This window comes from Streptomyces sp. 4F14 (genome assembly GCF_048159485.1).
Taxonomy (GTDB): Bacteria; Actinomycetota; Actinomycetes; order Streptomycetales; family Streptomycetaceae; genus Streptomyces.
The window spans coordinates 1-23,677 of sequence record NZ_JBLRVY010000024.1 but is presented as its reverse complement, the minus strand read 5'-3'; the positions used below and the strand labels follow the sequence as shown (position 1 = coordinate 23,677).

Here is a 23,677-nt window from a genome sequence, read left to right as displayed (position 1 = left end):
CGCACCCTCACACGGACCGCTTAAGCGCCCCTAAGACACCGCGCGCCGGACGGCAGCCGAGTCTTAGAAGCGCTTTAGCGGCGTCGACAACTCTGCGGTCAGACAGGCCCCACCTGCCCTGAGCAGAGGATCGGGATGGCGCACACCGAAGAGAAGCTCCTCGACTACCTCAAGCGGGTCACAGCCGACCTGCGGCGTACGGAACACCGGCTGCACGACCTGGAGACGGCGGGCCACGAGCCGATCGCGATCATCGGCATGGCCTGCCGCCTGCCGGGCGGCATCCGCTCCCCCGAGGACCTGTGGACCCTGGTCTCCACGGGCGGGGACGCCGTCACCCAACTGCCCGGCGACCGCGACTGGGACCTCGACGCGCTCTACGACCCCGACCCCGAGAACCCCGGCACCAGCTACGTCCGTGAGGGCGGCTTCGTCCAGGACGTCGGCGGCTTCGACGCGGCGTTCTTCGGCATCGGCCCCAGCGAGGCGCTCACCATGGCACCGCAACAGCGGCTCGCCCTGGAGACGGCGTGGGAGGCCGTCGAACGCGCCGGCATCGACCCGCTGACCCTGCGCGGCAGCGACACGAGCACCTTCATCGGCTGCGACGGCCTCGACTACGCGTTCGGCGACGTCGAGGTCCCCGACGGCACGACCGGCTACCTCACCATCGGCAACTCCGGCAGCGTCACGTCCGGACGCGTCGCCTACACGCTCGGCCTCGAAGGCCCGGCGGTCACCGTCGACACCGCGTGCTCGTCCTCGCTGGTCTCCCTCCACCTCGCCGTGCAGTCCCTGCGCACCCGGGAATGCGCACTGTCCCTCGCGGGCGGCACGTACGTCATGGCGACACCCGCGCCGCTGATCGGCTTCAGCGAACTGCGCGGACTCGCACCCGACGGACGGTGCAAACCGTTCTCCGCGCACAGCGACGGCATGGGCATGGCCGAGGGCACCGGCGTCCTCCTCCTCGAACGCCTCTCCGACGCGCGGCGCAACGGGCACGACGTCCTCGCCGTGATCCGGGGATCGGCGGTCAACCAGGACGGCGCCTCCAACGGGCTCACCGCGCCCAACGGGCCATCCCAAGAACGGGTGATCCGGGCGGCGTTGGCCGACGCTCGGCTCTCCCCTGAGGACATCGACGCCGTCGAGGCACACGGCACCGGGACCGTCCTCGGCGACCCCATCGAGGCGGGGGCACTCATCGCGGCGTACGGACAGGGGCGGGATGCTTCACGGCCGCTGTGGGTCGGGGCCGTGAAGTCCAACATCGGGCATACGCAGATCGCGGCCGGGGTCGCCGGGGTGATCAAGACGGTGCTGGCGCTTCGGCACGAGGTGCTGCCGCCGATCCTTCATGTGGGGGTGCCTTCGGGGCATGTGGAGTGGGACGGGAGTGGGGTGCGGCTGCTGACCGAGGCGGTGGGATGGAGGCGGGGGGAACGGGTTCGGAGGGCGGGGGTGTCGTCGTTCGGGTTCTCGGGGACGAATGCGCATCTGATTTTGGAGGAGGCGCCGTTGGGGGATGTTGAGGTGTCGGCCGGGGCGGCGTCGGAGGTAGTGCCGTGGGTCGTGTCTGCGCGGAGTGAAGGGGCGCTGGAGGAACAGGTCCGGCGGGTGCGGGAGTTGGAGGCGTCGGTTGCGGAGGTGGGGTGGTCGCTGGTCACGACTCGGTCGGTGTTCGAGCATCGTGCGGTGGTCGTGGGTGGGGATGTGGTGTCGGGGGTGGCCGGGGACATCGGACCCGGGCCGGTGCTGGTGTTCCCTGGGCAGGGGTCGCAGTGGGTGGGGATGGGGGCTCAACTGCTGGAGGAGTCTGCGGTGTTCGCGGCGCGGATCGGGGAGTGTGAGCAGGCCCTTGCGCCTCATGTCGACTGGTCGCTGACCGAAGTGCTGCGGGGTGGCGGCGGGTTGGACCGTGTCGATGTGGTGCAGCCGGTCCTGTGGGCGGTGATGGTTTCCCTGGCCGCTGTCTGGGAGGGCTATGGCGTTCGTCCTGCCGCAGTGATGGGGCATTCGCAGGGTGAGATAGCTGCGGCCTGCGTGGCGGGGGTGCTGTCGCTCTCGGATGCGGCGAGGGTCGTCGCCGTCCGCAGTGATGCGCTGCGGCAGTTGCAGGGCCGGGGTGACATGGCTTCGATCGGCGCCGGACCGGACGAGGTGCGTGCACTGATCGGGGACGAGCGGCCGGGTGTGTCCGTCGCCGTGGTCAACAGTGCCTCCTCCACGGTCATTTCAGGGCCGCCCGCTGATGTGGCGGCGGTGGTTGCGGAGGCTGAGGTGCGGGGACTGAGGGCTCGCCTCATCGACGTGGGCTACGCCTCCCACAATGCACAAATAGACCAACTCGCCGGAGAGTTGACGGAGCGGCTGTCCGGGGTCCGCCCGGTCGCGGAGTCCGACATCGCCTTCTACTCGACCGTGACCGCAGGCCGTATCGACACCAGCACGCTCGACACCGGCTACTGGGTCACCAATCTTCGAGAGCAGGTCCGTTTCGCCGAGACCGTCGAGGCGCTCCAGGCCGACGGCTACCGCCTGTTCATCGAGGTGAGTCCCCATCCGGTGCTGGTCCTCCCGATGGAGGAGACCATCGAGTCGGGGACCGTGGTCCCGACCCTGCGCCGCGACCACGGCTCCGTGAAGCAACTCACCCTCGCCGCCGCCCAGGCTTTCGTCTCCGGCGCCGACATCGACTGGCGCCGTTGGTTCCCGACACCCCCACGCACCATCGACCTCCCCACCTACCCCTTCCAACGCCACCGCTACTGGCTCCCCGACACAGCCCCCCGAGGCACCCACGCCACCAACTCCGGACACCCCCACCTCTCCACCGCCCTCACCCTCGCCGACGGAGGCATCGTCCTGGACGGCCGCCCCGACGGGTTGAAGGGGCACGTCGTCGCCGGAACCCCGCTCGTACCGGGTGCCGCCTTCGTCGAGTGGGTCTTGCGGGCCGCCGACGAAGCAGGGTGCGCGACGGTCGAGGAGCTGACGATGCAGGCGCCGCTGGCCGTGCCCGACGCCGGGTTGAGGGTGCAGGTCGTCGTGGGGGCGGAGGGCGAGCGCGGGCGGCGGGATGTGCACGTGTACGCGCGCTCGGAGCAGGGGGACGTCTGGGTGTGCCACGCCGTCGGGGAGTTGGGGGGTGCGGCGGTCGTCCCCCCTGCGCGCGAGGCCGGACCGTGGCCACCGGCAGGCGCGGAGGCCGTGGAGCTGAAGGGGTTCTACGAGCGGATCGCGGACGCCGGATACGCGTACGGCCCCGCCTTCCAGGGCCTGCGCGGGCTGTGGCGGGCCGGCCGGGATCTCGTCGCGGACGTGGAGCTGCCCCAACCGGCCGGTCCTGCGGCCGGGTTCGGCATTCATCCGGCGTTGCTGGACGCCGCCCTGCATCCGTTGCTCGCCGGCTGGGACCGGGACGGGGTGCTGCTGCCGTTCGTGTGGAGCGGGGTGTCGCTATGGGCTTCGGAAGCGACCGCCGTACGCGTACGCATCGCCTACCTGCGTGAGGACGCCGTACGCGTGACGGTGACCGATCCTGCGGGTGGGCCGGTGCTGGACGTGGCGGAGTTGCGGTTGCGGCCGACCGGCGCTGAGCAGGTGCGGGCTGCCGTCGGGGCGGACGGGCTCTACGAACTGCGCTGGTATCCGCTGCCGTTGGTGGCTGTGGACGACCAACTGACCTGGGCGGCGCTGGAGGAGGGCGCGTCCCCGACCGACCTGGTCCTGGCCGCGGTCGACACCAGCGGGGCCGATGAACTCGCCGTCACCGAAGGGGTGTTGGCGACCATCCAGAAGTTTCTTGCCGCGCCCGAGTTGGAGCGGTCGCGGCTCGTGGTCGTGACGCGAGGTGCCGAGGGTGATCTCGCGGGTGCCGCTGTGTGGGGGCTCGTGCGTAGTGCGCAGTCGGAGCATCCGGGGCGGTTCGTGCTGGTTGACACGGATGGGGAGGAGGCTGCCGTCGTCGTGGATGCCGTACGGCGGGCCCTCGCGGCGGACGAGGCTCAAGTCGCCTTGCGGGGAGGTCGGTTGTTGATGCCCCGGTGGGCGCGGGCCGGGGTGTCGGACGAGGTTGCCGGACCTTCCGGGGCGCGTGTCTGGCGGGTGGTGAGCGGGGCGGCCGGGACCTTCGACGCGGTGTCGGCCGTGGCCTGCGAAGAAGTGGCGCTCGGCGCGGGGCAGGTGCGGATCGGCGTGCATGCTGCGGGCGTCAACTTCCGTGACGTGCTGATCGCGTTGGGCATGTATCCGGACCCCGACGCCGTCATGGGGACCGAGGTCGCCGGGGTGGTGGCGGAGGTCGGGCCCGGGGTGACGTGGCCGGTCGTGGGGGAGCGGGTCATGGGGATGGTCGACGGCGGGTTCGGTCCGTGGGTCGTGGCCGATGCGCGGATGCTGGCACCCGTACCGGACGGGTGGGACATGCGGCAGGCCGCCGGGGCTCCCGCAGCGTTCCTCACCGCCTGGTACGGGCTGGTCGAGGTGGCTCAACTGAAGGCCGGTGAGCGCGTGTTGATCCACGCCGCCACCGGTGGGGTCGGGATGGCCGCCGTCCGGGTGGCGCGTCGGCTCGGTGCCGAGGTGTTCGCGACGGCCAGTCCCGGAAAGCATGCCGTGCTGGCGGAGCTGGGCATCGACGAGGCGCACCGGGCCTCCTCACGGGACCTCGGGTTCGCCGCGAAGTTCGGGCACGTGGACGTCGTACTCAACAGCCTCACCGGTGAGTTCATCGACGCCTCCCTCCAACTCCTCGGTACCAGTGGGCGGTTCGTCGAGCTGGGTAAGACCGATGTCCGGGAGCCGGACGGGGTCGCGTACACGGCCGTCGATCTGGTCGCCGACGCGGGGCCCCGGAAGCTCGGGGAGATGCTGGGGCGGCTCGGTGACGTGTTCGCCTCCGGGGCGTTGCCGGTGCGGGCCTGGCCGTTGGGGCGGGTGCGTGACGCCCTGCGCTGCATGAGCCGGGCCGAGCACACCGGAAAGCTCGTCCTCGACGTGCCCGCGCCCCTCGATCCCGAGGGGACCGTCCTCATCACCGGCGGCACCGGGACCCTGGGCGGCGCCGTCGCCGAACACCTGGTGCGCACGGGAGAGACCACCCGGCTCCTCCTGGTCAACCGGCGAGGCGGAGGTGAGGAACTCGCCGCCCGGCTGCGGGACCTGGGAGCGTACGTCGACGTCGTCGCCGCCGACGTGAGCGAACCCGGCGCCGTGGCCTCGCTGATCGCCGGCATCGACCCCGCCCACCCGCTGACCGGCGTCGTCCACGCCGCCGGGGTCCTCGACAACGCCCTCATCGACGCCCAGGACCCCGACACACTCGCCCGCGTCTGGGACGTCAAGGCGGGCGCCGCGCGTCAACTGCACGAGGCCACCCGCGAGTCGAGGCTCGGGCTGTTCGTGACGTTCTCCTCCTTCGCCGCGACCCTGGGGACCCCCGGTCAGGCCAACTACGCTGCCGCCAACGCCTATTGCGACGCAATCGCGGTGTCGCGCCGGGCCCAGGGGCTCGCCGGGCTCTCCGTCGCGTGGGGGCTGTGGGAGGCCACCAGCGGACTGACCGGAACCCTGTCCGCCGCCGACCGGGCCCGGATCGACCGGTACGGGATCAAGCCGACCGGCGTGGCCCGGGGATGCGCACTGCTGGACGCGGCACGCCTGCACGGACGGCCCGATCTGCTCGCCCTCGACCTGGACGTCCGGACTCCGGACGCCGGACAAGTACCCACCGTACTGCGGGGGTTGACGACCTCCGCCGCACGCCCCGTCGCCGCCTCGGCCGGGGCGGTGGCGGACTGGCCGGCCAGGCTCGCCGCGCTGACCGGCGAGGAACGCGTGGACCTGATGACCGGGGTGGTGTGCGCGCACGCCGCCGGAGTGCTCGGACACGCCGACGTGGACGCGGTGCACGTGGACATCCAGTTCAAGGAACTGGGGTTCGACTCGCTGACGGCGGTCGAACTGCGCAACCGGCTCGCCGCCGCGACCGGGCTCAAACTGCCCGCCGCCCTCGTCTTCGACCATCCCCGGCCCCGTTCGCTCGCCGCCCACCTCGTCGAACGGCTCCTGCCCGACGCCCAGTTGGCGCCGACAGGGGACGCGACGGCGCAGGTGCTGCGCGAGGTCGCCCGCGTCGAACACGGCCTGTCCGCAGCCGTCGTACAGAGCCTCGACCGGGCGGCGGTCGCCGCGCGGCTGGAAGCGCTGCTCGCCAAGGTCATGGACAGCGGCGAGGGCGACGGCGTCGACCGGCTGGAGACGGCCTCGCCGCAGCAGGTACTGGACTTCATCGACAACGAACTCGGGGTGTGAGACGGGTGCCCACCGAACACGGGGAGTGCGCATGGTGAGCGAGGAGAAACTCGTCGACTACCTCAAACGCGTCTCCGCCGACCTGCACACCACCAGGCAGCGGCTGCGCGCGGCCGAGGAACGCGCCCAAGAACCCATCGCCGTCGTGGAGATGGCCTGCCGCTACCCCGGCGGGATCCGCACCCCCGAAGCGCTCTGGGACCTGGTCGCAGACGGCCGCCACGCGCTCGGCCCGTTCCCCGAGAACCGGGGCTGGGACCTCGCCGCGCTCTTCCACCCCGACCCCGACCACCCCGGCACCACCTACGCCCGCGAAGGCGGATTCGTCCACGACGCCGACCTGTTCGACCCCGAGTTCTTCGGCATCAGCCCCCGCGAGGCACAGGCCCTCGACCCCCAGCAGCGCCTGCTCCTGGAGTGCGCCTGGGAGGCCCTCGAACGCGCCGGCCTCGACCCGAGGTCCCTGCACGGCAGCCGCACCGGCGTGTACGCGGGCGCCGCCCTGCCCGGCTTCGGGACCCCGCACCTCGACGCCGAGGCCGAGGGATACCTCGTCACCGGCAGCGCGCCCAGCGTCCTGTCCGGCCGCCTCGCCTACACCTTCGGCTTCGAGGGCCCGGCCGTCACCATCGACACCGCCTGCTCCTCGTCGCTCGTCGCCGTGCACCTCGCGGCCCACGCCCTGCGCCAGCGCGAGTGCGACCTCGCACTCGCCGGCGGCGTCACGGTGATGACCACGCCGTACGTGTTCACCGAGTTCTCCCGTCAGCGCGGCCTCGCCGCCGACGGGCGATGCAAGCCGTTCGCGGCCGCCGCCGACGGCACCGCGTTCTCCGAGGGCGCCGGCCTGCTCGTGCTGGAGCGGCTCACCGACGCCCGCCGGGCCGGACACCCGATCCTCGCGGTGCTCCGGGGTTCAGCCGTCAACCAGGACGGCGCCAGCAATGGGCTCACCGCGCCCAACGGCCTCGCCCAGCAGCGCGTGATCCGCGCAGCGCTGGCCGGGGCTCGCCTCTCGCCCGCCGAGATCGACGCGGTAGAGGCACACGGCACCGGCACCCGCCTCGGCGACCCCATCGAGGCGGACGCCCTGCTCGCCACGTACGGCCAGGAACGGCACGACGAACAACCGCTGTGGCTCGGGTCAGTCAAATCCAACCTGGGCCACACCCAAGGCGCCGCCGGAGTCGCCGGACTCATCAAAATGATCCTCGGACTACGGCACGAGACCCTCCCGGCGACCCTGCACGTGAACTCCCCCACCCCGCACGCCGATTGGGCATCGGGGCACGTACGTCTCCTCACCGAGCCGGTGGCCTGGCCGCGCGGCGAGCGCACCCGGCGGGCCGGCGTCTCGTCGTTCGGGATCTCCGGGACCAACGCACACGTGATCCTGGAGGAAGCACCGTCGAGCCCTGTCGCGGTGTCGACCGAGGGGACTCCGGGGGTGGTGCCGTGGCTGCTGTCCGCCCGCACAGCCCCCGCACTGCGTGCCCAAGCCGACGCGCTGACAGGGCACTTGAACGACTCAACGGCGGCAGTCGCCGACGCGCTCTCCCACCGCACCCACTTCGAACATCGCGCAGTGGTACTCGGCACCGACCCCGAGGAACGGGCACAGGCCCTCGCCGCCCTCGCCGAAGGCCGCCCCCACCCGGCCCTCGTCCGCCCGCCGGGCGCCGCCCGCACCGGCACCACCGCTTTCCTCTTCACCGGCCAGGGCAGCCAACGCCCCGGAATGGGCCAGGAGTTGTACGCCGCCTTCCCCGCCTTCGCCGAAGCACTGGACGACGTCTGCGCCCACCTCGACCCCTCCCTGAAACGCACCCTGTCCGCCCCGCCCGACAGCCCCGAAGCCGCCGCACTGAACGAGACCGGCACCACCCAGGCAGCCCTGTTCGCCCTCGAAACGGCCCTCTACCGGCTCGTCACCTCCTTCGGGGTCACCCCCAGCCACCTCACCGGACACTCGGTGGGCGAGATCGCCGCCGCCCACGCGGCCGGAATCCTCGACCTGCCGGACGCCTGCACCCTCGTCGCCGCGCGAGGACGCCTCATGCAGGCCCTGCCACCGGGCGGCGCCATGCTCGCCGTCCAGGCCACCGAGACCGACGTCCTCCCCCTCCTCACCGACCGCCTCTCCCTCGCGGCGGTCAACGGCCCCACGTCCGTGGTGATTTCAGGCGACGCCACCGAAGCGGCCGCGCTCGAACACTCCCTGCGCGAACGCGGACTGCGCACCAAACGACTCAACGTGAGCCACGCCTTCCACTCACCACTCCTCGACCCCATGCTCGACGAATTCCGCGACATCGTCCGCGAGTTGACCTTCCACCCGCCGACGCTCCCCATCGTCTCCAACCTCACCGGAGCCCTGGCCGACGCGGAGACACTGTGCGACCCCGAGTACTGGGTACGGCACGTCCGCCAACCGGTGCGGTTCGCCGACGGGTTGCGCGCCCTCGACGCCCAGAAGGTCGTCCGGTACCTGGAGTTGGGGCCGGACCCGGTCCTGACCACGATGGTGCAGGACTGCCTGACCTCAGCTGAACCTGTCGTCACCACCGCCCTGCGCACCGGACAAGACGAGACACACACGCTGCTCGGCGCTCTGGCCACCCTCCACACCGACGGCCAGCTCATCGACTTCACCCCCCTGATCCCGACCGGCACCGACCGGCCGAACCTCCCCACCTACCCCTTCCAACGCCGCCGCTACTGGCGCGCGACCCCTTCCAGCGCAGTCGACTTGGACAACACCGGCCACCCGCTCCTGCCGGTAGCGGTACAACAGGCCGACGGCGGCTTCTTGTTCGCCGGACGCTTCTCCCTGCACACACACCCCTGGCTCGCGGACCACACCATCGGCGGCGGGGTCCCCTTCCCCGGCACGGCCTTCCTCGAACTCGCCCTGTTCGCAAGCCGGTTCACCCAGTGCGACACCATCGACGACCTCACCCTCGAAACCCCGCTGCTCCTCGACGACAACGGCACCGTCAGCCTCCAACTCACCCTCGCCGCACCGGACTCCGACGGCCACCGCACCCTCGCCGTCCACGCCCGCACCGACGACACATGGCACCGCCACGCCACCGGAACCCTCTCGACGAACACCGACACCCAGCCGCCGACCTCCACGACCTGGCCGCCCACCGACGCCACCCCCGTCGACGTCGACGCCCTGTACGCCCGCCTCGACGAACAGGGCTACGCCTACGGCCCCGCCTTCCGCGCCGTCCACGCCGCCTGGCGACACGGCGACGACCTGTACGCCGACGTCCAACTCGCCGAGGAAACCGACGGGTTCACCCTCCACCCCGCCCTGCTCGACGCGGCGCTGCACGCCGTGGACACCCTGTACCCGCAGGACGACCGGCACGTCCGCCTGCCGTTCTCCTTCACCGGCGTCCGCCAGTACACGACCGGCACGACCAGGGTCCGCGTACACCTCAGCGCCCTCGCCGACGACCGGCTCCGCCTGACCCTGACCGACACGGACGGCGCTCCGGTCGCCGCTGTCGACACGCTCCGCCTGCGCCGGATCCCTACCGGACACTGGCGTACGAGCGTCCCCCTGCACCACCTGGAGTGGCAGCAACTTCCCTTTGCGAGTGAGGTGTTGGACACCGAGAACGAGTTGGTGCTCGCCACCTTCCCCGCCGGGGACGCCCCGACGGAAGCGCGAACCCACGCCCACCGAGCCCTGCGCCTCGTGTCCGACTGGCTCGCCACGGACACCGAAGCGCGACTCGTCATCGTCACCGAAGGCGCGGTCACCGCACGCCCGGACGACTCGCCGCCCGACCTGGCCACCGCCCCCTTGTGGGGCCTGGTCCGCGCCGCGCAGGCCGAACAGCCGGGCCGTATCGTGCTGTTGGACACGGACCAGGACCCCGCATCGCGGGAGGCGCAGTCCGCCGCACTGGCTGCCGCGACGGCTCGCGGCGAGACGCAGCTCGCTCTGCGGGAGGGCACGGCCCTGGTGCCACGCCTGGTTGCCGAGGGGCCATCCGACCTCACCGCACCGGAGTTGGACCCCGAGCGCGCCGTCCTGATCACCGGCGGGACCGGAGGGCTCGGGCAGACGGTCGCCCGCCATCTTGCCGCCGTACATGGAGTCCGTCACCTGGTCCTCGCCGGCCGCCGTGGACCGGAGGCGGAAGGCGTGGCCGAACTCTGCGACGACCTCGCGGTCGAAGGCGTCGAGGTGGAAGCGGTGGCCTGTGACGTCACCGACCCGGAGGCGCTGGCCCGACTCGTCGGCTCCCGTGCGCTGTGTGGTGTCGTCCACATGGCGGGGATCGTCGACGACAGCCTCGTCACGGCGATGACGCCCGAGCAACTCGACGCCGTACTCGCCCCGAAGGCCGACGTGGCCTGGCAACTTCACAAACTGACGCGCGACTTGGACCTCGCGGCGTTCGTGCTGTTCTCCTCCGCCGGCGCTGTCCTCGGGTCCGCAGGCCAGGCCAACTACGCAGCCGCCAACGCGTTCCTCGACGCCCTCGCCGAACACCGCCGCGCCGAGGGCCTCGCCGCGACCTCCGTCGCATGGGGGCTGTGGGAGTCCGCCTCGGGCGGGATGGCCGCACGGCTCGACGACACGGACCGCGCGCGCATCCGCCGTACCGGAGTCGCGGCGCTGACCGACGAGCAGGCCCTCGGACTCTTCGACACGGCACTCACCGCCACCCGGCCCGCAGTGCTGGCCTCCCGGTTCGACCGGGCAGTACTCCGCGACGACCTGATGTCGCCCGTCCTGCGCGGCCTCGTCCGAACACCCCGCCCCAAACCGGCGGTTCGCGAGGAGGAGACCACCTGGACCGCACGCGTGGCCGCCCTGCCGGACACCGACCAGGAGCGCGTACTGACCGAACTGGTCCGGGAACAGGTCGCGATCGTGCTCGCGCACCCCTCGCCCCATGCCATCGAACTCGACCGCGCCTTCCACGAGTTGGGCTTCGACTCACTGACGTCGCTGGAACTCCGCAACCGGCTGTCCACCGCGACCGGCATGCGACTTCCCGCGACCCTGGCCTTCGACCACCCGACCGGCAGGGCGCTGGTGACCTATCTGCGCGCCCAACTCCCTGGTGCGGCAAGGACGATGGAGGCCGCGACCGCACGGGTGACCACGGACGACGACCCCATCGCGATCGTCGGGATGGCCTGCCGCTACCCCGGCGGGGTCACCTCCCCCGAGGAACTCTGGGACCTCGTCGCGAGCGGCACCGACGCCATCGGGCCCTTCCCCGAGAACCGGGGCTGGAACACCGCCGAACTCTTCGACCCCGACCCCGACCGGGTCGGCCACAGCTACACCCGAGAAGGCGGATTCCTCTACGACGCGGGCGAGTTCGACGCCGAGTTCTTCGGCATCAGCCCGCGCGAGGCCGCCGCGACCGACCCTCAGCAACGGCTCCTCCTGGAGACCGCCTGGCACGCTTTCGAAAACGCGGGCATCGACCCGGCGACGCTGCGCGGAACGTCGTGCGGAGTGATCACCGGGATCATGTACGACGACTACGGCTCACGCTTCCTCGCGCGCAAACCCGAAGGGTTCGAGGGGCGGATCATGACCGGGAGCACACCGAGCGTGGCTTCCGGGCGGGTCGCCTACACGTTCGGGCTCGAAGGGCCCGCGATCACCGTCGATACCGCGTGCTCTTCGTCGTTGGTCGCGATCCACCTTGCGGCGCAGGCGCTGCGGCAGGGGGAGTGCGAGTTGGCGCTCGCGGGAGGCGTGACCGTCATGGCTACGCCGAACACGTTCGTGGAGTTCTCCCGGCAGCGGGGGCTGGCGCCTGATGGGCGGTGCAAGCCGTTCTCGGCCGCCGCTGACGGGACTGGTTGGGGGGAAGGGGCCGGGCTGGTGGTCCTGGAGCGGCTCTCCGATGCGCGGCGGGGCGGGCACAAGGTGCTGGCGCTGTTGCGGGGGTCGGCTGTCAACCAGGACGGGGCCTCGAACGGGCTCACCGCGCCCAACGGACCGTCTCAGGAGCGCGTGATCCGGGCGGCTCTGGCTGGGGCGGGGCAAGAGGCGTCGGATGTGGACGCGGTTGAGGCGCATGGGACGGGGACGGTGCTGGGGGATCCCATTGAGGCGGGGGCGTTGCTTGCTGTGTATGGGCAAGGGCGTTCTGTGGAGCGGCCGTTGTGGTTGGGGTCGGTGAAGTCGAACATCGGGCATACGCAGGCGGCGGCTGGGGTGGCCGGGGTCATCAAGATGGTGATGGCGCTTCGGCATGAGCTGCTTCCCGTCAGCCTTAGTGCTGATGTGCCGACTCCGCATGTGGAGTGGGAGTTGGGTGGGGTGCGGTTGCTCGGGGAGGCTGTGGGGTGGCCTCGGGGGGAGCGGGTTCGGAAGGTGGGGGTGTCTTCGTTTGGGATTTCGGGGACTAATGCGCATCTGATTTTGGAGGAGGCGCCGTTGGGGGATGTTGAGGTGTCGGGTGGTGAGGTGTCTGGGGTGGTGCCGTGGGTGGTGTCTGCGCGGAGTGAGGCGGCGCTCGGTGAACAGGTGCGGCGGGTGCGGGAGTTGGAGGCGACGGCGGCGGAGGTGGGGTGGTCGCTGGTCACGACCCGGTCGGTGTTCGAGCATCGTGCGGTGGTCGTGGGTGGGGATGTGGTGTCGGGGGTGGCCGGGGACATCGGACCCGGGCCGGTGCTGGTGTTCCCTGGGCAGGGGTCGCAGTGGGTGGGGATGGGGGCGCAACTGCTGGACGAGTCTGCGGTGTTCGCGGCGCGGATCGGGGAGTGTGAGCAGGCCCTTGCGCCTCATGTCGACTGGTCGCTGACCGAAGTGCTGCGGGACGGCGGCGACTTGGACCGTGTCGATGTGGTGCAGCCGGTCCTGTGGGCGGTGATGGTCTCCCTGGCCGCTGTCTGGGAGGGCTATGGTGTTCGTCCCGCCGCAGTACTTGGGCATTCGCAGGGTGAGATAGCTGCGGCCTGCGTGGCGGGGGTGCTGTCGCTCTCGGACGCGGCGAGGGTCGTTGCCGTCCGCAGTGATGCGCTGCGGCAGTTGCAGGGCCGGGGTGACATGGCCTCGATCGGCGCCGGACCGGACGAGGTGCGTGCACTGATCGGGGACGAGCGGCCGGGTGTGTCCGTCGCCGTGGTCAACAGTGCCTCCTCCACGGTGATCTCGGGCCCGCCCGCTGATGTGGCGGCGGTGGTGTCCGAGGCTGAGGTGCGGGGACTGAGGGCTCGCCTCATCGACGTGGGCTACGCCTCCCACAATGCACAAATAGACCAACTCGCCGAGGAGTTGACCGAGCGGCTCGCCGGGGTCCGTCCGGTCGCGGAGTCCGACATCGCCTTCTACTCCACCGTCACCGCAAGCCGTATCGACACCGCCACGCTCGACACCGGCTACTGGGTCACCAATCTTCGAGAGCAGGTCCGTTTCGCCGAGACCGTCGAGGCGCTCCAGGCCGACGGCTACCGCCTGTTCATCGAGGTGAGTCCCCATCCGGTGCTGGTCCTGCCGATGGAAGAGACCATCTCGTCCGGGACCGTCGTCCCCACCCTGCGCCGCGACCACGGCTCCGTGAAGCAACTCACCCTCGCCGCCGCCCAAGCCTTCACCGCGGGCGCCGACATCGACTGGCGCCACTGGTTCCCGACACCCCCACGCACCATCGACCTCCCCACCTACCCCTTCCAACACCACCACTACTGGCTCGAACCCCCCACCACCCCCACCGACGCCACCGGCCTCGGCATGACCCCCCTCAACCACCCCCACCTCACCGCCACCACCGAACTCCCCGCCACCGACGCCTACTTGCTCACCGGCCGCCTCACCCGCGAAACCTCCCCCTGGCTGGCCGAACACGTAGTCGCCGCCAACGCCCTGGTCCCCGGATCCGCCCTGATCGAATGGCTCCTCAGGGCCGCCGACGAAGCAGGCTGCCCCACCCTGGACGAGGTCACGCTGACGGCACCACTCGTACTCCCCGCCTCGGGAACCATCCAGCTCCAGGTAACCGTGGGCGCGGCGGACGAGGAGGGCCGGCGCGAGGTCCGTGCGTACGCGCGACGCGACACCGCATGGGTATGCCACGCCACGGGTGTTGCGAGCCCCGAACATGCCTTGCTGGAAGCGGAGTTGGCCCCCGAATGGCCCCCGCCCGACGCCGCCCCCGTAGACGTCGAGGACTTCTACACGCACGCCGAACAATCCGGCTACACCTACGGGCCAGCATTCCAAGGCCTACGAAAACTCTGGCGCCACGGCCTCGACCTGCTCGCGGAGATCGCCCTCCCCGAACAAGCGGGCCCCCACGACGCTTTCGGCATCCACCCCGCCCTGCTGGACGCCGCCCTGCACCCTTTGATGCTCCTCGACCCGCCCGGAAACGGCCGCCTCTGGCTCCCCTTCGCCTGGACCGGCGTCAACCTGATCGCGACCGGCGCCACCCATATCCGCGTGCGGCTGACCCCTCACGGCGAGACCGTCGGAGTCACAATCACAGACACCACGGGCGCCCCCGTCCTCACCACGGACGCGCTGACCTTGCGCGCAGTCGCTCCTGATCAGTTGGCGCCTGGCGTCGAGGGGCTCTACGCCGTCGAGTGGACCCCGCTCACGGCACCGGACATCGAGGGCGAGGAGACCCTCGTCCTGACGGTGGGCGGCGAGGAACTGACCGCCGTCACGAGGGTGTTGACCGAGGTACAGGACTTCCTCAACTCCTCCGAGGAGTCCCGCCTGACGGTAGTGACCCAAGATGCGGTGGCCATCGACGGCGGCGACGTAGACCCTTCGGCAGCCGCCATATGGGGCCTGATCCGCACCGCCCAGACAGAACACCCGGGCCGGCTCCTCCTGCTCGACACGGACGGCGGCGAACTGCCCCCACTGCCCGAGGATGAATCGCAACTCGCCCTGAGGGAGGGCGCGTTGTACGTCCCCAGACTGACCCCCGCCACACCTCCCGACGACCGCCTTCTGCCGCCCGAAACCGGCACCTCCGCCTGGCGCCTCTCCACCACAGGCCCAGCCACCTTGGACGCCCTGACGGTGATCGAGGCCCCGGAAGCCCTGGCCTCCCTGGCATCGGGGCAGGTGCGGATCTCCGTACAGGCAGCCGGCGTGAACTTCCGTGACGTGCTGATCGCGTTGGGCATGTACCCCGACGAAGGCACGTTCGGGGGGAGCGAAGGCGCGGGCTGGGTGACGGAGGTCGGGCCCGATGTCACGCATCTGAACGTCGGCGACCGTGTGATGGGTCTGTTCGAGGGCGCGTTCGGGCCGTTGGTGGTCGCGGACGCCCGGATGATCGTCCCGGTTTCGGAGGCGTTGAGCCTGCGGGAGGCCGCCGCCGTACCCGTCGTGTTCCTGACGGCCTGGTACGGGCTCGTAGAGCTCGGTGGGCTGGGCGCGGGCGAGTCGCTGCTCGTGCACGCCGGGACCGGTGGGGTCGGGATGGCCGCCGTGCAGATCGCCCGTCATCTGGGCGCCGAGGTGTTCGCGACCGCGAGCCCCGGTAAGCATGCCGTGCTGGAGGAGTTGGGGATCGACGAGGCGCACCGGGCCTCCTCGCGGGACCTCGGGTTCGCGGAGAAGTTCCGGGGGCGTGTGGATCTCGTACTCAACAGCCTCGCCGGGGAGTTCACCGACGCGTCCCTGCGACTGCTCGCCGGGCGTGGGCGGATGGTGGACATGGGGAAGACCGACAAACGGGACGCCGGGCGTGTCGCCGCCGAGTACGGGGGAGTCCGGTACCGGGCCTTCGATCTCGTGCCGGACGCCGGGCCCGTGCGGATCGGGGAAATGCTGGCTGAACTGGGGGAGTTGTTCGCCTCCGGCGCTCTGACTCCGCTGCCCGTCCGGGCCTGGCCGGTGGGGCGGGCCCGGGAGGCGTTCCGGTTCATGAGCCGGGCCGAGCACACCGGCAAACTCGTGCTCGACATTCCGCCCGCCTTCGACCCGGACGGCACGGTTCTCATCACTGGTGGGACAGGCGTGCTGGGTGCGGCAGTTGCCGAGCGTCTGGTGAAGGAGTGGGGGGTGCGGCGGCTCGTCCTGGCGAGTCGGAGCGGGGGCGCCGAGGGCATCGCAGAGGGGCTGGGTGCCGATGTCTCGGTCGTGGCCTTGGATGTGACCGATGCCGGTGCTGTGGCTGAACTCGTGTCGTCCATCGGACGGTTGACCGGCGTCGTTCATGCCGCTGGTGTGCTGGACGATGCCGTCGTCACCGCCCAGACCCCTGAGAGTCTGGCGCGGGTGTGGGCCGCCAAGGCGCTCGGTGCACGCCATCTTCACGAAGCGACACGGCACGTGGGGCTCGATCTGTTCGTGGTGTTCTCCTCGGCCGCCGCCACGCTGGGCAGTCCCGGGCAGGCCAACTACGCGGCTGCCAACGCCTATTGCGACGCCCTGATGCAACACCGCCGGGCCCAAGGGCTTCCCGGCCTCTCGATCGGCTGGGGGCTCTGGCAGACCGCCAGCAGCATGACCGGCCACCTCAACGACACCGACCTCGCCCGCATGAAACGCACCGGCTTCACCCCGCTCACCACGGAACACGGGCTGGCTCTCCTGGACGCCGCCCGCGCGCAGGAGCGTCCGCATGTGATCGCCGTCGATCTCGACGTACGTGCCGTCACCGCGCCGCCCCCTCTCCTGCGCTCCCTCGTCACCAAGGCCGTCACCGCGAGGCGTACCGCTGCTGCGGGGGCCGTCTCCGTGGACGGGTTCGCGGACCGGCTCGCCGCGTTGCCCCCTGCCGGTCGGCACCGGCTGCTGCTGGACCTCGTCCGGTCCCACGCTGCCGGGGTGCTCGGGCATGCCGACCACGACACGATCCGCCCGGACACGTCCTTCAAGGAACTCGGCTTCGACTCGCTGACCGCCGTCGAACTGCGCAACCGGCTCGCGGCGGCCACCGGGCTCAAACTGCCCGCCGCCCTCGTCTTCGACCACCCGGAGTCGGCCGCCCTCGCCGAGCACCTCCTGGAACGGCTCAACGGCACCCCGGCTCTCCCCAAGGACCCCGTGGGACCGGTGCTCGGCGAACTCGGCCGTATCGAGTCCTCCCTCACCGCGCTCGACCTCGACGACGAGGCGCGCGGCCGGATCACCAGACGCCTCACCACCCTGCTGACCAAGCTGAACGGCGCACCCGACCTCGACGCGCTCGACGCGGTCTCCGACGACGAGATGTTCGAGCTGATCGACCGGGAGCTCTGAGTCCCGCTGGCCCCCACACCCCGCCCCCACACCGTCTGACACCCGCCCAGACCTCCCCACCACCTCCCCGAGCTTCGCCGACTTTCGCCGATGGAGAAGTGACGTCCGATGCCGAGCAACGAGGAAAAACTTCGCCAGTACCTGAAGCGGGTCACTGCGGACCTCGGCCAGGCGCGCAAGCGTCTGCGCGAGGTGGAGGAGCGCGCGCAGGAACCGATCGCTGTCGTCTCCATGGCCTGCCGCTTCCCCGGCGACGTCCGTACCCCCGAGGCGCTCTGGGACCTGGTCGCCGAAGGCCGCGACGCCATCGGAGAGGTCCCCGCGGACCGGGGCTGGGAGACGACGGACATCAAGGGCGGCTTCCTGACCGACGCGCCCGGCTTCGACGCCGCGTTCTTCGGGATCAGCCCCCGCGAGGCCCTCGCCATGGACCCCCAGCAGCGCGTCCTCATGGAGACGGCCTGGGAACTCCTCGAACGCGCCGGCATCGACCCCGCCACCCTGAAACTGAGCCCCACCGGCGTCTACGTCGGCGCGGGCGTCCTCGGCTTCGGTGGCGCACAGCCCGACAAGGCGGTCGAAGGACACCTCCTGACCGGCAACGCCCTGAGCGTCCTGTCCGGCCGTATCTCCTTCAGCCTCGGCCTGGAGGGACCGTCCGTCAGCGTCGACACGGCCTGCTCCTCCTCCCTCGTGGCGATGCACCTCGCCGTGCAGGCGCTGCGGCAGGGCGAGTGCGACCTCGCGCTGGCCGGCGGGGTGACCGTCATGCCCACCCCCGCCGCGTTCGCCGAGTTCTCCCGGCAGGGCGCGCTGGCCCCCGACGGCCGCTCCAAGGCGTTCTCGGCCGACGCCGACGGCACCGGCTTCTCCGAAGGCGCGGGGCTGCTCCTCCTCGAACGCCTCTCCGACGCCCGCACCCGAGGCCACGACATCCTCGCCCTGCTGCGGGGTTCGGCCGTCAACCAGGACGGCGCCTCCAACGGCCTCACCGCCCCCAACGGCCCCTCCCAGGAACGCGTCATCCGCGCCGCCCTCGCCAACGCGGGCCTGGGCGCCGCCGAGATCGACGCCGTCGAGGCACACGGCACCGGCACCCGGCTCGGCGACCCCATCGAGGCCGGCGCCCTGCTCGCCACGTACGGCCGCGACCGCGCCGACGGCCGGCCGCTGCGGCTCGGGTCGGTCAAGTCCAACCTCGGCCACCCGCAGGGCGCGGCCGGCGTCGCGGGCGTCATCAAGATGGTGATGGCGCTGCGCCACGAGGAACTGCCCGCGACCCTGTACGCCGACGATCCGACCCCGCACGTCGACTGGTCCTCCGGCGCCGTCGAACTGCTCACCTCGCCCGTGCCCTGGCCGCGCGGTGAACGTCCGCGCCGGGCCGGGGTGTCGGCGTTCGGGATGTCGGGCACCAACGCGCACGTGATCCTGGAGGAGGCGCCCGAGACGGTCACCCAGGATGAGCCCTCCGGCGAGGCCCCGGGCGGGGTGGTACCGTGGGTCATCTCCGCCCGGACCGAGACGGCGCTGCGGGAACAGGCCCGGCGACTGGCCGAAGCCGCCGCGTCCCCGGCCTCGCCCCTCGACGTCGGCTGGTCCCTCGCCACCACGCGCTCGGCCTTCGAACACCGCGCCGTCGTCATCGGCCACGACCGCGACACCCTCCTCACCGGACTGCGCTCCCTCGCGGCCGGCGAGGAGTCCATGAGCGTCATCACCGGAACCGCCTCCGCCACCGGCCCCGGACCGGTCCTGATGTTCCCCGGACACGGCGGCCAGTGGGCCGGCATGGGCGCCCGGCTCCTCGCGGAATCCCCGGTGTTCGCCGCCTGGATCACCGCATGCGAACGCGCCCTCGCGCCCTACGCCGACTGGTCCCTCACCGACGTCCTGCGCGGCGACGGAGCCGAACTCGCCCGGATCGACGTCGGCCAACCCGTGATGTGGGCCGTCATGGTCGCGCTCGCCGAGGTATGGGCCCACCACGGCATCGAACCCGCCGCCGTCATCGGGCACTCGCAGGGCGAGATCGCCGCCGCGTGCGTCATCGGAGCGCTCTCGCTGGCCGACGGCGCCCGCATCGTGACCACCCGCAGCAGCCTTCTGCGGACCCTGTCCGGGCGCGGCGCCATGACCGCCCTCGGCCTGAGCTGCGACCAGGCCACCGAACTGATCGACGGACGCCCGGACGTCGTCGTCGCGGCCGTCAACGGCCCCTACTCCACAGTCCTCTCCGGCCCGCCCGACGACATCGCCGCCGTCGTCGCCGACGCCCGCGCCCGCAACGTACGCGTCCGCCCCGTCGACTCCGACATCGCCGGCCACGGCCCCCACATCGACGAGATCACCGGCGAACTCACCACCCGCCTCACCGGCATCCGCCCCACCGCCTCCGACGTCGCCTTCTACTCCACCGTCACCGCCGCCCCCACCGACCCCGCCGGACTCGACACCGCGTACTGGGTCGCCAACGTACGCCGCCCCGTCCGGTTCGCGGACACCGTCGACGCCCTCCTCGCGGCAGGCCACCGCCTCTTCATCGAGGTCAGCCCCCAACCCGTCCTCAACCTCGCGATGGCGGGCATCATCGAGCGCGCGGACGTCCCCGCCACGGTCGTCCCCACCCTGCGCGGCGGCCGAGGCGACACGAAACAGCTCACCCGCGCCGCCGCCCAGACGTTCGCCGCAGGCGCCGACATCGACTGGCGCCCCTGGTTCCCGGCCGACCCCACCCCCCGCACCATCGCCCTGCCCACCTACCCCTTCCAGCACGAACGCTTCTGGACGACACCCCCCACCGGCCGGCCCGGCGACCCCGCCGGACTCGGACTCACCGCCTCGGGACACCCCCTCCTGGGCGCCTCCGTCGGCCTCGCCGACCGGGACGTCCACCTCCTCAGCGGCCGCGTCTCCCGACGCTCCACCCCCTGGCTCGACGACCACACCGTGGCCGGCCACCCCCTCGTGCCCGGCGCCGCACAGCTGGAGTGGATCCTGCGCGCCGCCGACGACACCGGCTGCCCCGCCGTACAGGAACTCACCCTGGAGACCCCCCTCGCCCTGCCCGACACCGGCAGCCTGCGGATCCAGGTCGTCGTGGACGCCGCCGACGCGGACGGGCGGCGCCACGTCCAGGTCTTCTCCCGCCCCGACGACGATGACACCCACCCCTGGACCTGCCACGCCACAGGAGTCCTGGGCCCCGAGACGACGGACGGCGCCCCGGACGGCACCCCCTGGCCCCCGCCCGACGCCCAACCCGCCGACCCGGAACACCTCTACACACGAGCCGACCGCAACGGGTACGGCTACGGACCCGCCTTCCGAGGCATCCGCAAACTCTGGCGCCACGGCCCGGACGTCCTCGCCGAGGTGACCCTCCCCGACGAAGCGGGCGACCCGGACGGGTACGGCATCCACCCCGCCCTCCTCGACGCCGCCCTCCAGCCCGCCGCCCTCCTCCTGCCCCCCACCGACACCGGCCGCACCTGGCTCCCCTTCACCTGGAACGACACAACCCTGCACGCCGTACGCGCCACCACCGTCCGCGTGCGCCTCACCCCCCTCGGCGAAGAGGTCGGCGACGGACTGCGGATCACTGTCGCGGACGCCGTAGGAGCACCGGTACTGACCGTACGAGACCTCCGCTCCCGCCCCATCGACGCCGACCGCCTCGCCGAGATCGGCCGAGGGACCCGGGACCGGCACGCACTGTTCGACCTGGAGTGGGTCGCGGCGGAGAGGGCGACGGGCTCGGTGCCGTGGGTGGCGCTGGAGCACGGGGTCGAGGAGCTGGTGGAGGAGGTCGCAGGGGGTGCGGAGGCGCCGCAGGTGGTGGCGGTTCTTCTCGAAGACACCGGCGACGGCGCCGACAACAGCCATGGTGAGAGCGAAGACAGCCGGGACGGCGCCGGCAGTGACGAAGCGCTGGCCCTGACCACCCGCGCCCTCGACCTCGTCCGGACCTGGCTCGCCGCCCCCCTGCCCGACTCCCGCCTCGCCCTCGCCACCAGGGGCGCCGTGACCTTCGACGGCACCCCCGGCAACCCGGCGGCCGCCGCCGTCTGGGGGCTCGTCCGCAGCGCCCAGTCCGAACACCCCGACCGATTCACCCTCATCGACCTCGGCCCGGACGACACACTCGCCGAGGCCATGGCGGCGGCGCCCCCCGACGAACCCCAACTCGCCCTGCACCACGGCGAGATCCGCGTACCCCGCCTCGCTCGAACCTCCACCGGCCCCGACACCCCCGGCACGCTGGACCCGAACGGCACCGTCCTGATCACAGGCGGCACCGGAGTCCTCGGCCAACTGGTGGCCGGCCACCTGGTGCGGGAGTGGGGAGTGCGACGGTTGGTCCTCGCGAGCCGGCGCGGCCCCGAGACCCCCGGCATCACGGAGTTCCGCGCGGGACTCGACGCCGACGTGTCGGTCACGGCCGTCGACGTGGGCGACCGTACCGCCGTGGCCGAACTGGTCGCGTCCATCGACCGATTGACCGGCGTCATCCACGCCGCGGGCGTCCTGGACGACGCCGTCGTGACCGCCCAGACCCCCGAGCGCCTGGCGCACGTGTGGGCCACGAAAGCGGCGGGTGCCCACCACCTCCACGAAGCGACCCGCGACCTGGACCTCGGCCTGTTCGCCGTCTTCTCCTCGGCGGCCGCCTCGCTGGGCAGTCCCGGACAGGCCAACTACGCGGCGGCCAACGCCTACTGCGACGCCCTCGTCCAACACCGCCGTACCCAAGGACTCCCCGGAGTCTCCCTCGCCTGGGGCCTGTGGGAATCCACCACCGGACTGACCCCGACCGACCTCGCCCGCATGCGCCGCACCGGCTTCTCCCCCCTCACCGACGAAGCCGGACTGGCCCTCTTCGACCAGGCCCACGCCCTCGACCACCCGTACGTCGTCGCGGCCGACCTCGATCCACGCGGCACGCCCGACGACCTCTCCCCGCTCCTGCGCACCCTCACCGCGACGCCTCCTCGACGCCGCCTCGCCGCCGGCGCCGACGACGAAGCCGTCCTCATCACACGCCTGGCCGGGCTCGACGCGGACGACCGGCTCCGTGTCCTCACCGACGTCGTACGCGAGCACGTCGCCGCCGTCCTGGGGCACGGTTCCGTCGAGCGCATCAGCGCCACGACCGCCTTCAAAGACCTCGGGCTCGACTCGCTGACGGCGGTGGAACTCCGCAATCGGCTTGCTGCGGCGGGCGGTGTGCGGCTGCCCGCGACCACGGCCTTCGACCACCCCACGCCCCGAGCCCTCGCCAGCTACCTCGACGGCCGCCTCGGCGGGGCCGTGCAGGCGCCCGCCACGCCTGTCGTCCTGCCCTCCGGCGTCACCGACGAACCGGTCGCCATCGTCTCCATGGCCTGCCGCTATCCCGGCGGCGTCACCTCGCCGGAGGAGCTGTGGGACCTCGTCATCGACGGTGTGGACGCGGTGGGGGCGTTTCCCACCGACCGAGGGTGGGATCTGGACGGGCTCTTCCACCCCGATCCTGACCATCCCGGCACCACCTACACCGACCAGGGGGGATTCCTGCCCGACGCGGGCGACTTCGATGCGGCGTTCTTCGGGATCAATCCGCGTGAGGCGCTGGCCATGGATCCTCAGCAGCGGCTGCTGCTGGAGACGTCCTGGGAGGTGCTGGAGCGGGGCGGGATCGATCCGGCGTCCCTGAAAGGGAGTCGGACCGGGACGTACGTCGGGGTGATGTACCACGACTACGCCGGGGGCCGGCACGCCGATCTGGAGGGGTACGCCTTCCTGGCCAGCACCGGGAGCGTGGTGTCGGGGCGGGTCGCCTACACACTCGGCTTCGAAGGGCCCGCCGTGAGCGTCGATACGGCATGCTCCTCGTCGCTGGTCGCGATTCACCTTGCCGCGCAGGCGTTGCGGCAGGGGGAGTGCGATCTTGCGCTTGCCGGGGGTGTCACCGTCATGGCCGATCCCGACATGTTCGCCGGGTACGCCCGGCAGCGGGGGCTGGCGCCGGACGGGCGGTGCAAGGCGTATGCGGCTGCTGCGGACGGGGTGGGACTGGCGGAGGGAGTGGGGCTGCTGGTGTTGGAGCGGTTGTCGGATGCTCGGCGGAATGGGCACAAGGTTCTTGCTGTGGTGCGGGGGTCGGCTGTCAATCAGGAC

3 protein-coding genes are annotated in these 23,677 nt (G+C 71.7%); all 3 read left to right on the top strand.

Features of this window, described 5'->3' with window-relative positions; translation table 11 throughout:
• The first annotated feature begins 135 nt into the window (after positions 1–135).
• Positions 136–6,318, top strand: a complete 6,183-nt coding sequence (locus ACLZOT_RS33880) for an SDR family NAD(P)-dependent oxidoreductase (protein WP_416972972.1) — start codon at positions 136–138, stop codon at positions 6,316–6,318.
• A 31-nt stretch (positions 6,319–6,349) separates the two neighbouring features.
• Positions 6,350–17,518 (top strand): SDR family NAD(P)-dependent oxidoreductase, encoded by an 11,169-nt coding sequence (locus tag ACLZOT_RS33875; protein ID WP_416972971.1) that lies wholly within the window; start codon positions 6,350–6,352, stop codon positions 17,516–17,518.
• A gap of 108 nt (positions 17,519–17,626) precedes the next feature.
• A partial coding sequence (locus tag ACLZOT_RS33870) for an SDR family NAD(P)-dependent oxidoreductase (RefSeq protein WP_416972970.1) occupies positions 17,627–23,677 on the top strand: 6,051 nt, incomplete at its 3' end.